This is a genomic window from Bacteroidia bacterium (genome assembly GCA_016218155.1).
Taxonomy (GTDB): domain Bacteria; phylum Bacteroidota; class Bacteroidia; order Bacteroidales; family GWA2-32-17; genus GWA2-32-17.
Genome location: JACREQ010000029.1, coordinates 99,885 through 113,278, shown reverse-complemented (window position 1 = coordinate 113,278; position 13,394 = coordinate 99,885). Strand labels below are relative to the sequence as shown.

The window sequence follows — 13,394 nt, the reverse complement described above, 5'->3', positions numbered from 1 at the left end:
TATTATGCCATCAATTTTAGAATCTTTTATTAATGGCAAAGCTGCTCCAACACCCATTCTAACTGCTTTTCCCATTCTCCTTAAAATATTTAATGGAATGTTTTCGTATTTAGGTTCAACAACAGACAGAATATTATTTACGGAAATATTTAATTTTTCTAAATCAACATCAGAGTATGTTTGCTGTGGTGATATGCATGTTGATTTATGAATATACATAATAAAATTATTTTTTAGAAAAAATAAGTGAACTGCAATTACCACCAAAACCAAAGGAGTTAGTCATAATATTGTCAAATGAATGCTTTTTGTATTCCAATTGTGGCGTTAAACCTGTGCTTTCAATGGGTGTGCTGAAATTGAGGCTTGGATAAATTTCCTGATTGTATAATGCCATTATACTAAAAACAGATTCAATTGCAGCAGCAGCACCTAAACAATGTCCGATTTTAGACTTTGTTGAGGCAAATGGTGGTACTGTTTCAAAAATTCTAAGCAATGCTTTACTTTCAACTTCGTCGTTATTTTCAGTACCTGTTCCGTGTGTGTTTACATAACCAATTTGTGAAGGAGAAAGATTGGCTGTTGTTAAAGCTCCTTTCATTGCTAAAAATGGTCCATCACCATTATCCGATAAAGATGAGGGATGAAAAGCATCATTGGAGTTATAATACCCGGAAAGCACAGCATAAATATTTTTATTTAAAGCATCGGATTCTTTTTCCATAACAACAAACCCTGAGCCTTCGCCAAGATTTAGCCCATTTCTATCTTTGTCAAATGGTTTACAGCTTTGAGGAGCTAAAATTCCCAATGAATTAAAACCGTTAATAGTGAATTTAGCAAGACTGTCAACACCGCCAACTATTGCACGTTTTGCGTAACCGTTGTTAATTAATCGTGCAGCAAACATTATGGCGTTGGCAGAGGAGGAGCAGGCGGTATTAATTGTATTGCAAACACCTTTGATTCCAAGTATGTTTTGTAAAAATAAAGTGGTTGATCCGCAATCATAAGAAGCTACAAATTCTGATGCATTCTCTTTAGAATTTGCATCCTGAAATAATTCATCAGTAAGACACATTCCGCCAACTGTATTTGCAACAATTAATGCTGTGTCGTAAGATGCAATTTGTGATTTTTCTAATTTGCTATTGTAAACAGCTTCATTTAATGCATGTAATGCAAGTAATGAGGTTCGTGTAACTCCTTTGAGGTTAATGTTTAAACGACTTTTTAATTGTTCGTTTTCAATCTTTATTTCTCCGAATTTTAGCAAGTCGGAATAAACAGTTTTAAATAATTGAAGTGAAGATAAGCCACATTTTGCTTTTACAAGAGCATTATGATTGGCTTCAACCGAATCGCCAAGTGCACTAATAACACCAAATCCTGTTATTACAATCCGGCTCATTAATAAAAATTATTTTGTACGGTGTTCCTGAATATAATCTAACATTGAATTAATGTCAGTTAAAACTTTTCTGCCGTCTTTAGGGTCCTGAATTTTTATTCCATATTCTCTTTCGAGCAAAACAATTAATTCAATAGAGTCAATCGAATCTAAGCCTAATCCATCACCAAAAAGTGGTTGATCGTCTTTAATGTCATCAGGAGTCATTTCAAGTAAGTTTAAGTACTTAATGATATGATTCTTTAACTGAAGTTTTAATTCTTCTCTTTCCATTATATCAAATTTTTTCTTTTTAAACCAATAAAAGCTATTATCTGAAAAACTACGATACTTGAAAGCAAAGGTAAAATATTTATTATTATATCATTTATTTTCTTGCTTTCTAAAAATAATGCATAGTATGACTGTAAACTCCAGTAAAATGGAGAACATTTTATTATAAACTGAAACGAATGTGGCATTGCAAAAGAGGGGACAAATACACCGCCAATGGCAGCAAGAATTACAATAGACACTGCTCCGAATCCACTCGATTGTTCCTGAGTTTCGGCAAATACTCCAATGCACAAAGCATAGCTTATGGCTGTCATTCCGCAGATTGTTGAAACCAGAAAAACTCCGAATATGTTTGACGGCATATTTAACGGAGGAAGATTTATCAGAGGAAAAACCCACACACCAATTGAAAAAATAAGCATTACTAAAACTAAAACAACTAATAAATAAATTATTTGTTTTGAGATTAAGCTGGCTAAATAACTTGTTGGTAATACTTTTAAACGAATAAAACTACCGCTTAATTTTTCTTTAACTATGTTACCTCCCAATGAAATAACCATAAAAAACATTGCAAAAACTGTCCATGCAGGAATATTATGCTGTGTTGCATTCGGAATAACATTATTATTGTCGTAGCCTGAAATTTTCTCTTTTATTGAAAGACCTTTTTGCATCATTTCACTTTCAAATTCAGCAGGTATTTCTTTGCCGTTTATTGAAAAGAATAATGATCTCACCATTAATTTATTCTCGGTAAATAGCAGCAAGCTTTGTAACGCACTTCTTATAGAATATCTATAACTTTCCTGAAGCACAGGGTTAAAAATTATTTCAAGAGAATCGCCTTTAATTATTGTGTTATTTATGGTTGAGTCTGTTTTTAATCCAAATTCTGTTAGTGCTTTTTTTGTCGAATTGTCTATTTTATTATTCAGATTAGTAGAATAGTTTTCTGGAATAATTAACGAAACCATTGCATCAACTTTTTTCATTTCAGTATTAATGTTACATTCATTAACAGTATTACTAATACTGATAATTTTAAACATATGTGTTTTTTGCAACGATTCAATTATCTCATTAGCTGTTTTCCCATTATCCTTATTGCACAAAATAAGAGTAATTTTTTTGTCGTTTAGTAGTTCAAATGTATTATTTTGTATACTTGTTATAACAACAACCAGAGCAATTGGCATAATAAACATAAGAGAGATCCCAACTCTGTCACGAATCAGCAAGCGAAATTCTTTTAATATTGATGCCCAGAATTTAAACATTAGTCTCTGTATGCTTTTCCTGTTAATTTTAAAAATAATCCTTCCAGATTTAAAACGTTATGTTCTTTAATAAGAATATCAAGACTGTTGTTAGCAATAATTTTTCCTTCATCAATTAACGCAATTCTATCACACAAGTCTTCAGCTTCATTAAGCAAATGTGAAGTATAAATTAAGGTTGTACCCTCAGAATTTAATTTTTTAAGATAATTTATAATAGCATGTCGTGTTTGTACATCTACTCCAACAGTTGGCTCGTCAAGAAATAATATTCTTGGTTTGTGAATTACTCCGATAGCAAGATTTACTCTGCGTTTCATTCCCCCTGAGAATTTTTTAACAGCAATTTTTCTGAAGTCTTTTAAACCAAGTATCTCAAGAAGCTCTTCAGTTTTAAGTTTAATTTCTTTTTTTTCTAATCCTGACCAGGCTCCAAAGAATTCTAAATTATCAATAATAGAAAGTTCTTCATAGAAGGCAAAATCCTGTGGAACAAATCCGAATAACCTTTTTACACCATTTTTGCGTTTTATTTTTCTTCCAAAAATATTTACACTGCCGGTTGTGTTTTGTAAAAGACCAGTCATTAAATAAAGTAATGTTGTTTTTCCTGCACCATTTGGTCCGAACAAGCCAAATCTTTCACCTTCGTTTATTGTTAAATTAATATCTGATAAGCATAAAGATGTTTGTCCTTTATAGCTGAAATCTAGATTATTAATTTGAACTGCTAACATATAATTTTATCGCCAGTTTATTTTTGATAAAGCAACAAAAGCTTTTTTTTCTATTTCCGCAACTTCCATTAAATAATTTCCCATATCGTTAAAATCCTGTTGAGACGTTATTCGACCTTTAAAAATACCAGCAGCCTGAACTGCAGATGAGCGCCATAAGTCACCCGCTTTTGTAAATTGTTCTGAGATTTTTAATAGTTCATCTTTTGGGTGAAATTGATATGCCTGTTGAAGAAAGGCAGCATAAATAAAACGAAAACCACCACCACCTGTTCCAATTTCTTCCTGCATTCTGACAAGTTGAGCTAAATATATTCCTGCTGTTTTAACTCCGAGTTTATCTCTCCATTTTGTTATTTTCCTTGCTGTATATTTAATTCCGCTGACTCCTGCTATTCCGCCGGGAATGTGTAACATGTCGCGAACATTTCTTTTAATTCCCTTTGTTATTGCAAATCTTATCTGATCATCTGTTACTTCTGTTTTTATTTTTGGATAATACAATTGTCCTTTTGGTGCGAGTGCGCCTTTAGCAAAACGAACCCTTTGTAATTCGTATGTACTAAGAGTTGTAGTATTATCCATTACCGGATCACTAATTAAATAATTGTCATCTTCTTTACCAAAAACAACTATGTTATGAGCGTTAAAATGGAATCGATATTCTTTAGGGAAGTATGTTAGGAAATAAACTCCAACCTGACATCCAACCGGCTGACCTGATTTTAAACAATCATCCAAAAAAACTTGAGCTTCTTCTGTAGATTTAAATTTTCTTCTTGTTACATCAATGGCTAAAGATTTGCATGTGCGTTTAAAAATTAATCCTGGCATTGTTCTGTAAGAAAATGCAGGTCCATTGTTGACTTTTAGGAGAGGTATATAAATAAAGAATAAACCAGATCCGATTCCAAAGGCTAGAGGTTCTGTAATTTTTTTTAAACCTTCGTGTCGTAACAAATTAGAAGTTACGCCATTTTCGCAGTGTGCAGATTGTATGTGCTCAAAGTTAATCTGCATTCAGACTTGGGTTTTTAAGTTCATTAATATTTACTTCAAAAAGCTGTGCGTATTTCTGCAATTTACTTTCTGGCAATTTGTTAAATGTTGTTGGTTTTAAATGTCGTTTTACCTGCCACTTCCAGAATCCGGTATAAGATGAAACAAGAGTTAAATCCATTAACTTTTTTTCCATATAGAAAAGTATCGGGCTTGCTTCTTTATTTTTTACAGCTTCAAACGCTTCTTTTAACCTTGTTTCAATATCTTTCCATGCAACATCAAGAGCTGTAGCTTTTACTTCCCATCCTCTGCTTTGTGTTGTGGTATACTTTCCTGATTCATCAGTTACATAGCATACTTCTGTAGTAAATTTATCTAAATGGCTGGGATCTTGTGGTAAGTCTTTTTTCTCCATTTAACAAACTGTCAATAAACCATACATGTATGAAAATCTTGCACTCTCAGGAACAGTTAAAAATATTTTATTCCCTTTTACCAGTTTACCACTATTGAAAAGTTCCTCAATCATTAAATAAATTGAGCCAGCTCCAACATTTCCAACATACGAAAGATTGGTAAACCATTTTTCTTGTGGTATGTGCATGCCATTCATGTCAAGCATTTCAGCCATTTTAGATCTGAAAAATTCACTGGACATATGAGGCAAGAAATAGTCTATATCTTCTGGTTTAAGATTATTCTTTTCGAATAATGATTTAATTTTGTCAAAACCAAAAGAAACAATTTTATTGCTTAGTAATTTTACATCTTGTTTTATACTAAGAATAGAATTGTCAATTAATTCGCTACTGGAATAATCCATATAGCTTTTTAAAGTTCCGTCTTCATTTTTTTCAGCAGCCATATACATACAAGGCTCAGCAAGATGAGCATATGAAACTCCGTCTAAAAATTCAATTTTAAGGCTTAATCCGGTTTCATTTTTCTTATTTGTAAGCTGAACTGCAGCCGCACCATCAGATAACATCCAGCGCAAAAAATCTTTGTCAAATGTTATGTATGGGTTTTTTTCAGCTTCTATTAATTTTTGTGTTTCTTCTTCAAAAACGTCAGAACGAAGTATTCTTGATAATCTTTCGGAACCTGTAGCAACAGCATTTGTAGCTTCTCCTAATTTTACCGACATCCATGCATATTTTAATGCATGCATTCCTGAGCAACAAACTCCAGAAGGAGAAACAACTTCAATTGCGCTGCATTCGGGTAACCAACCGTGAACCATTACTCCGTGTGATGGCATCATCTGGTCTGGTGTTGATGTTCCGCATGAAATAAGATCTATTTTTTTTAATTCTTCTACTTTGTTATCGAATAAGCTTCGAATTGCCAAAGCAGTCATTTGTGAGTTTGTATGCGTAAGAACTCCATTTTTATCAATTGCATAATATCTGCGTTTTATACCATTATTTCGCAAAACAATGCATTTTGATTTTGATACTTTTTTATTTATTAAACCTAAATAATCTTCCATTTCGTCATTTGAAACAGGATTATTTGGCAGAAACTTGGACGCTTTGTTTATGTAGACTTCGTTGATCATACTAAAATTTAATAATTTACAGAAAGATAATGAGCTTTTTGTTTTTTAATTTTATTTAAAAGAAATGGTTTGAAAAATAATATATAAATTAATAATAAAAAAGGTGATAAAACAAATAATACTATTATTAAATAATACTTAAAAAGATTTATCCAGAGTTTACGGTTCTTTTTCTTAAGAATTGCTTTAGCCCATATTTCGAACATCATATGTCCGCGAGACTCAATAAACAGTAAATCAGAGTGTATTTCAACAGCTTTTGTCCTGATAAGTTCTTTTTGCAACTTTTCAAGATTGTTATTTGAAAAATATTCTAAAACTAAAAATCCAATGGCTTTTGCCGATTCGATGTCTTTTTCTGAAATTCCGGGTTTTGGAAAAAATCCTAACCACTTATCCATTTTGCCTGTAAACATCCAGTATTGAACAGTAATAGCACTAACTAGATTTTGATGCCTGTCTCGTAAAACAATATTCCCCACCAGTTTTGCACCAGCAGATTTTAAAAGTATTTTTATCTCATCCTGAGACATTACCCACATATTTCTCGAGCCAATTAAAGTAATAACAGGGGTATTGTTAAGTCTTTTTTTGAATTCGTAATTATGAAGAATTGAAGTTGCCGGAATACTTGGTGATAAATACCATGGCTGGTATGCAAATACAATTAAATCATAAGATTCTCTTTTAAAATTTGGTTCTTGTAATTTAACAGGAATACCTGCAACACTTTCCGGCATTGCATCAAAAAATTGTTTGCTGGTCCACGGAAATGGAAAATCAGTGATGGGTTTTATTTCATAAAATTCAACATTATTTCCACTTTCAATAAATGGCAATGAAAAATTATCGACAATCTTTTTTAATTGACCAGACTGAGAATAATATACTATTAAAATATTTTTACACATTATTATTTACAGGTCGCTTACTTTTAATGCTTTGGATGTTTTACTGTAATCTGTTACAGCTAATTTTAGTTCATTTGTAAAATTACTATAAGATTGTCTGATAATAACTACGTCTTCATCAATTTTGCTGTTATATTGTAATATTGCAGGACAATTTTCCTGAATGGCTAATCTTAGGAAACGGTATTCGGCATTTTGTTTTTCTTTGGATATGGCTGCTTCTAAAAGTTTTCTGCCTTCCAAAAATAAACTTAATTTATTACTTATTGCACTAACAAGTCCGGCTTTTCTCATTAACAATGCACCAATATATGCTTTTTTCTCTGCAATTTGTGAAGCCGAAATCTGGCTAATTTGTTTATTTATTTTAACAGTATCAATAGATGAAAAGGCAGAATAGTAATCGGATTTATAATTTGTCGGATTATTATTTTTAATTTCATAATTATTGAAATTAAACAAAAGAAAATATATAATTGTGCAGAAATACATTAAAATATTTTAACTATTGCAAAAATAAGAATTAATGAAGAGAAAAACTCAGCTTAAAAACTGTTTTTAACAGGGTTGGCGTAAAGTTTTAAAAATAAGTTGCTTATGTCGTTAGCGTTACCTTCAATACATTTTAAGTTTCTGTCCTGATAAGTCAAAAATGTACTTTTTTCTGATTCGGTATATTTATCTTTGAATAATTGTGTGCCTTCTAATAAGTCGTAAGCAATATAGTTATTGGGCCATAATTTAAAATTTGCTGCTACTTCTTTATCGATATATTGTCCCATATCTTTAAAAAATTCAGCATTTGACTCATTCGAAAAACTATCAATGGCTTCTGAGGATAATGGTTTACCAAAAGCTAAGTGAATTCTTCCTTTGCTTTGTTTAATTCCTTTAATTACACTAACAGTATCTTCACCTGGTTTCTTTTCATATTTTTCGTTTTGTGAAGAATAATAAAGTTCTTTTACTTTTTCGGCATCACATGTTTCATATTCATATGACATTGAAATAGGAACAACATTTAGTTCTTTTACATTTTCCTGAACTGATTTTTCTCCACTTAAATTCAACATTTTAAGCAAAGCAATTTCAGTTTTGTCATTGCCGTCTTTTGTACGTCCGTTTCTTTGTGCAATCCAAACTGAGACTTTTTTCTGTAAAAGCACATATCTGATGTAAGATGAAAGTACAGAAGAATTCTTTAATATATCTCTTGGATTTCCACCACGTTTAACAATGAACATTTTGTTAGCTCTGCCAAGTTCTGATATTAATGGAACGTCCATCAGGTTGCTTCCAAATGCAATTTCAGTAGTTGGAAAATTATGTTCGAAAAGAATTTTTTGCAAAATAGCAGAATCAAGAATAATATCTCTATGATTAGAAATAAATAGGTAAGATGTTGTTGGAGAAAGATTTTCGATTCCACTACATGATAAGCCGTTTGAGGTAATATCTAAAATTACTTTAATTACTTTGAGCATGAATGAAGTCTGAAAATCGTTTGAAGTATGTGTGTTGCTAAGTAATTTGAAAATGTCCTGATGACTGCTTTTTGGAAAATATAAATCTAATACCTGAGTAAAAAATGGATTTGTAATCAAGCCGTTCAATACAGCATTTATTTCACTGTCATGAAACGGTCTTATTTCCTCAAAATCCTCTAGATACATATAAATTGTAACTGTTGTAAGAGCGCAAAGATAGAAAATAGAATGATAATTTGTAAATACATTATTACTAAAAGCTAATATTCAATTTTCATGACGTTATAAGTTTAAGATAATCAATGTGAAGTAATTTGTAAAGGAAACCTGGTATTGCAAAAAGTTGATATTTGGCATTTATTTCTATTTCTATTATTTTTGCACTGTCAAATTTCCTCTCACCATAAAGGATGTTTGAATTATAAAGAATGAGGCAAGAGAACAGGCTCTGTGAACCTCTGGCAACCGTCCAGCAATGGAAAAGGTGCCAAAACCTGCCCTAAGGGAATAATAATTTAAACGGTAAAAAAATGAAAAAACACGTGCAAGAAATTATTAAAGAACGAATACTCGTGCTTGATGGAGCTATGGGTACTATGATTCAGCGCTATAAGCTGACAGAAGAAGATTATCGCGGACAAAGATTTCAAAATCATTCATCTTCTTTAAAGGGGAATAATGATTTGTTGGTATTAACTAAACCAGCAGTTATTCAGGAAATTCATGAAAAATACCTTGAAGCAGGAGCTGATATTATTGAAACAAATACTTTTAATGCTCAAAGAGTTTCTCTTTCAGACTATAAAATGGAAAGTCTGGCTTATGAAATAAATTTTGAAGCCGCAAAAATTGCAAAAAACGCAACAGCAAAATATAATTTACCAGATAAACCCAGATTTGTTGCAGGTTCAATAGGACCGACAAATAAAACAGCTTCACTTTCACCTGATGTAAATAATCCTGCTGCCAGAAATGTTACATATGATGAATTAGTTATAGCATATTCAGAACAAATTAACGGATTGATTGATGGTGGTGTAGATTTAATTCTTATTGAAACAATTTTTGATACTCTTAATGCTAAAGCTGCGCTTTATGCAACCGAAGAAGTTTTCAGAGAAAAAAATATTCGTTTGCCGATTATGATTTCTGTAACTATTACAGATAATGCAGGGCGAACACTTTCAGGTCAAACACTTGAGGCATTTATTATTTCTATGTCTCACGCAAACTTGTTTTCTATCGGACTAAATTGTGCTTTTGGTGCAAAACAGATAGAACCTTATTTAGAAGAGCTTTCTCAGAAAGCATCATGTTATGTTAGTGTTTACCCAAATGCAGGATTACCAAATCAGTTTGGCGAATATGACGAGAGTGCTGCAGAAATGGCAAAAACTATAACAACTTTTGCAAAAAAAGGACTTTTAAATATTGTTGGAGGTTGTTGTGGAACTACTCCTCAGCATATAAATGCAATTGCAAATGCAGTTAAAGAATATTCACCACGTATTGTCCCTGTATTTGAACCATTAACTAAATTAAGTGGACTGGAAGCTTTAACAATTCGCAAAGAATCAAATTTTATAAATATTGGTGAACGCACAAATGTATCCGGTTCAATGAAATTTGCAAAGTTGATTCGTGAACATAAATATGAAGACGCATTATTAGTAGCGCGTCAACAAATTGAAAATGGAGCACAAGTGTTTGATGTTAGTTTAGACGATGGAATGATTGATGCAGAAACAGAAATGCCATTATTTTTGCGTTGGGTAAGCTCTGATCCTGATGTTGCAAAAGCTCCGATAATGATTGATTCTTCAAAATGGACTGTATTAGAAAATAGTTTAAAATCTGTGCAGGGTAAGGTTATTGTAAATTCAATAAGTTTAAAAGAAGGAGAGGAAGCATTTCTGGAAAGAGCCGCAAAGATTCGTCAATACGGTGCTTCTGCAATTGTTATGGCTTTTGATGAAGAAGGGCAAGCTACAACTTATCAAAGAAAAATTGATGTTTGCAAACGTGCATACGAATTACTTGTTAATAAAATTAATTTTCCACCAGAGGATATTATTTTTGATGCTAATATTTTAACAATAGGTACAGGATTAGCTGAACATAACAATTTTGCTATTGAATTTCTTGATGCAATAAAGTGGATAAAAGAAAATTTACCTTATGCCAAGACAAGTGGGGGAATTAGCAATCTTTCATTTGCATTCAGAGGAAATGAAGCAATAAGACAAGTTCTACATTCGGTGTTTTTATATCATGCAATAAAGGCAGGTTTGGATATGGGAATTGTTAATGCCGGTGCGCTTCCTGTATATGATCAGATTGATGAAAAAATAAAAAACTTAGCTGAGGATTTAATTTTTAATCGCAGAGACGATTCTACTGAGCGTATATTAGAGGCTGCTTTAAATCTTAAATCGGAACTTATTTCTGATACATCTGTAAATGAGTGGAGAACTCTTTCAGTTGAAGAAAGGCTTGCCCATGCTCTTATAAAAGGAATTGCCGATTTTATTGATGAGGATATTGAAGAAATGCTAAAAATTCTTTCGAAGCCTATTGATATTATTGAAGGTCCGTTAATGAACGGAATGAGTAAGGTTGGTGAACTATTTGGGTCCGGTCAGATGTTTTTGCCACAGGTAATGAAAAGTGCCCGTGTTATGAAAAAAGCTGTTGCCTTATTGCAACCTTTGTTAGAACAACAAAGTTTATCTGCAAGCAGTTCAAAAGCCGGGAAAATATTAATAGCAACAGTTAAAGGTGATGTGCATGACATTGGGAAGAATATTGCAGGAATTATTTTGGCTTGTAACAATTATGAAATAATTGATTTGGGAATTATGGTTCCTCGGGAAACAATACTTAATGAAGCCGAAAGATTAAATGTAGATATGGTTGGATTAAGCGGATTAATAACTCCTTCATTAGATGAAATGATTTATGTTGCAAAAGGGATGGAAGAAAGAGGAATGAAAATTCCGCTTTTGATTGGTGGCGCAACAACGTCCAAAATACATACTGCAGTTAAAATTGCAGAAGCATATTCGGGTGCAGTAGTTCATGTGAAGGATGCTTCATTAAGTGCAGGAATAGTTTCTGATTTACTAAGTACTGAAAGAAAAGAAGATTATTTAAGAAAACTTTATTCTGAATATGAAGAGTTAAAAACAAATCACTTAAAGAGGCAAGAAAATAAAAAAGAAATATCAGAACAGGAAGCATTGGATAATAAATTCAGGTATGATGTTACAAAGGCAGATATTGTAAAGCCATCGTTTTTAGGAGTAAAAGTTATTAAAAACATATCCATTAAAGAGTTGATTCCTTTAATCAGCTGGGCTTATTTTTTCCACCAATGGCAGTTAAAAGGTGCATATCCTGCTTTGCTTAATGATACAGAAAAAGGGAAAGAAGCAAAAAAATTACTAAAAGATGCAGAAACCTTTTTAAATAAAATTGCTGATGAGGGTTTATTAAGTGCAGATGCTGTTTTGGGATTTTTTCCTGCTTATTCTGAATGTAACAATGTTTACTTTAATTCTTCTGACAAGATTCATGAAATTGAATTTCCTCGTAACAAAGAACCAAAAGATGATAGTCAACCAAATCTTTGTCTTTCAGATTATATTGCACCAAAAGAATTAAATGTAACAGATTATATAGGAATGTTTGTCACTACAGCAGGGATGGGTGCTGATAAAATTGAGAAACAATATAAAGAAGCAGGTGATGAATATTCTGCACTCATGATTAGAATACTTGCTGATAGGTTAGCTGAGGCACTTGCCGAATATCTTCACGAAAAAGTTAGAAAAGAATTATGGGCATATTCTCCAAATGAAAATGTAAATATTGAAGAAATGCTCAAGGAAAAATATCGCGGAATAAGACCAGCACCAGGATATCCAAGTTGTCCGGATCATAAATTAAAGGAAGTAATATTTAATGAGTTAAATGTTACAGAGAATATAGGTGCTTTTCTTACTGAAAGTTATTCCATGTTTCCTACTGCTACGGTTTCCGGGTTTTATTTTGCTCATCCAGAAGCAAGATATTTTGGAACTTAAATATATATTTATATATTTGTATTATAACCAAAAATCAATATTATGAAAAATCTTACAAAATCAATGTTTTCATTAAGCCTAATAGCTTTATTTTTTGTTGCAGTTTCATGCGGCGGTGGTAAAGGTGATACAAAAGACGGTGCAGTAGTTCTTTCAGATAAAGGAAAATTGCTTACATCCATTAATTGGAAACTTGATCCAAATGCTACTTTAAAGGGTACTACAGATGTAATTAAGGATACAACAAGCATTACTGCTGATATTCAATTACAGGGTGATGTAAAGAAAATGGCTGATTTTTTAAGCGAAACAGTTGTGTTTGGTATTGATCAGACTGACCCTACAAAATTATCCTATTCAAGAACAATTGGAGAAGGTTTTTTATCTTCATCAGTACTTGGTTTTTGGAATTTTAACGAAGATGAATCTTCTATTATTATGAGAGAGTGGGATAACCAGTTAGGAAAAGAAAAAGCACCTGTAACATATAAAATTGTAGAATTATCAGCTGAGAAATTAGTTATTCAAAAAGAAGGCGATGCTTCACCAAATATTTATTTTCCAAAAAAATAAATTCATGTGAAAATAATTAAAGAGGAAGAATTATTTAATTCTTCCTCTTTTTTGTTAAATTTGGTTTA

The 13,394-nt window shown here is 32.0% G+C and carries 12 protein-coding genes, 1 pseudogene and 1 riboswitch; of the genes and pseudogenes, 2 read left to right on the top strand and 11 right to left on the bottom strand.

Features of this window, described 5'->3' with window-relative positions; translation table 11 throughout:
• The 11 genes from HY951_04030 to HY951_03980 all read right to left on the bottom strand — a co-directional run.
• On the bottom strand, positions 1–219 hold a 219-nt coding region (locus HY951_04030; GenBank protein MBI5539201.1), incomplete at its 3' end, for a hypothetical protein.
• 7 nt (positions 220–226) lie between these two features.
• Entirely contained in the window at positions 227–1,414 is a 1,188-nt protein-coding gene (locus HY951_04025) for a beta-ketoacyl-[acyl-carrier-protein] synthase family protein (protein ID MBI5539200.1), read from the bottom strand.
• Between the two features lie 9 nt (positions 1,415–1,423).
• Positions 1,424–1,687, bottom strand: coding sequence for an acyl carrier protein (locus tag HY951_04020; GenBank protein ID MBI5539199.1), 264 nt, complete (start codon positions 1,685–1,687; stop codon positions 1,424–1,426).
• Positions 1,687–2,970, bottom strand: coding sequence for an ABC transporter permease (locus tag HY951_04015; protein MBI5539198.1), 1,284 nt, complete (start codon positions 2,968–2,970; stop codon positions 1,687–1,689). Before HY951_04015 ends, HY951_04020 begins: the two co-directional genes overlap by 1 nt.
• Positions 2,970–3,707 (bottom strand): ABC transporter ATP-binding protein, encoded by a 738-nt coding sequence (locus HY951_04010; GenBank protein ID MBI5539197.1) that lies wholly within the window; start codon positions 3,705–3,707, stop codon positions 2,970–2,972. Before HY951_04010 ends, HY951_04015 begins: the two co-directional genes overlap by 1 nt.
• A 6-nt stretch (positions 3,708–3,713) precedes the next feature.
• On the bottom strand, positions 3,714–4,727 hold the full coding sequence (locus tag HY951_04005; protein ID MBI5539196.1) for a BtrH N-terminal domain-containing protein: 1,014 nt from the start codon (positions 4,725–4,727) through the stop codon (positions 3,714–3,716).
• Positions 4,717–5,124, bottom strand: a complete 408-nt coding sequence (locus HY951_04000) for a hypothetical protein (GenBank protein ID MBI5539195.1) — start codon at positions 5,122–5,124, stop codon at positions 4,717–4,719. The genes HY951_04005 and HY951_04000 overlap by 11 nt, the downstream gene beginning before the upstream one ends.
• On the bottom strand, positions 5,125–6,270 hold the full coding sequence (locus tag HY951_03995) for a beta-ketoacyl-ACP synthase III (GenBank protein ID MBI5539194.1): 1,146 nt from the start codon (positions 6,268–6,270) through the stop codon (positions 5,125–5,127). It abuts the gene before it with no gap.
• Positions 6,271–6,278: 8 nt separating this feature from the next.
• On the bottom strand, positions 6,279–7,181 hold the full coding sequence (locus HY951_03990) for a hypothetical protein (GenBank protein MBI5539193.1): 903 nt from the start codon (positions 7,179–7,181) through the stop codon (positions 6,279–6,281).
• A gap of 6 nt (positions 7,182–7,187) precedes the next feature.
• Positions 7,188–7,673, bottom strand: a complete 486-nt coding sequence (locus HY951_03985; protein ID MBI5539192.1) for a hypothetical protein — start codon at positions 7,671–7,673, stop codon at positions 7,188–7,190.
• 53 nt (positions 7,674–7,726) lie between these two features.
• A complete protein-coding gene (locus HY951_03980; protein ID MBI5539191.1) occupies positions 7,727–8,854 on the bottom strand; it encodes a 1-acyl-sn-glycerol-3-phosphate acyltransferase in 1,128 nt (375 codons plus the stop codon).
• 230 nt (positions 8,855–9,084) lie between these two features.
• A riboswitch (SAM riboswitch) is annotated at positions 9,085–9,185 on the top strand.
• Between the two features lie 13 nt (positions 9,186–9,198).
• On the opposite strand from HY951_03980, the pseudogene metH reads away from it, so the two are divergent.
• A pseudogene (metH, locus tag HY951_03975) lies at positions 9,199–12,875 on the top strand (methionine synthase).
• Positions 12,796–13,326, top strand: coding sequence for a hypothetical protein (locus HY951_03970; GenBank protein MBI5539190.1), 531 nt, complete (start codon positions 12,796–12,798; stop codon positions 13,324–13,326). The pseudogene metH and the gene HY951_03970 overlap by 80 nt, the downstream one beginning before the upstream one ends.
• Positions 13,327–13,394: the final 68 nt, after the last annotated feature.

Excerpts from the sequence above, each read along its gene's own strand:
- HY951_04000 (MBI5539195.1), bottom strand. The coding sequence starts at position 5,124 with ATGGAGAAAAAAGACTTACCACAAGATCCCAGCCATTTAGATAAATTT.
- HY951_04005 (MBI5539196.1), bottom strand. The coding sequence starts at position 4,727 with ATGCAGATTAACTTTGAGCACATACAATCTGCACACTGCGAAAATGGC.
- HY951_03980 (MBI5539191.1), bottom strand. The coding sequence starts at position 8,854 with ATGTATCTAGAGGATTTTGAGGAAATAAGACCGTTTCATGACAGTGAA.
- HY951_04015 (MBI5539198.1), bottom strand. The coding sequence starts at position 2,970 with ATGTTTAAATTCTGGGCATCAATATTAAAAGAATTTCGCTTGCTGATT.
- HY951_03995 (MBI5539194.1), bottom strand. The coding sequence starts at position 6,270 with ATGATCAACGAAGTCTACATAAACAAAGCGTCCAAGTTTCTGCCAAAT.
- HY951_03970 (MBI5539190.1), top strand. The coding sequence starts at position 12,796 with ATGAAAAATCTTACAAAATCAATGTTTTCATTAAGCCTAATAGCTTTA.
- HY951_04020 (MBI5539199.1), bottom strand. The coding sequence starts at position 1,687 with ATGGAAAGAGAAGAATTAAAACTTCAGTTAAAGAATCATATCATTAAG.
- HY951_04025 (MBI5539200.1), bottom strand. The coding sequence starts at position 1,414 with ATGAGCCGGATTGTAATAACAGGATTTGGTGTTATTAGTGCACTTGGC.
- HY951_04010 (MBI5539197.1), bottom strand. The coding sequence starts at position 3,707 with ATGTTAGCAGTTCAAATTAATAATCTAGATTTCAGCTATAAAGGACAA.
- HY951_03985 (MBI5539192.1), bottom strand. The coding sequence starts at position 7,673 with ATGTATTTCTGCACAATTATATATTTTCTTTTGTTTAATTTCAATAAT.
- HY951_03990 (MBI5539193.1), bottom strand. The coding sequence starts at position 7,181 with ATGTGTAAAAATATTTTAATAGTATATTATTCTCAGTCTGGTCAATTA.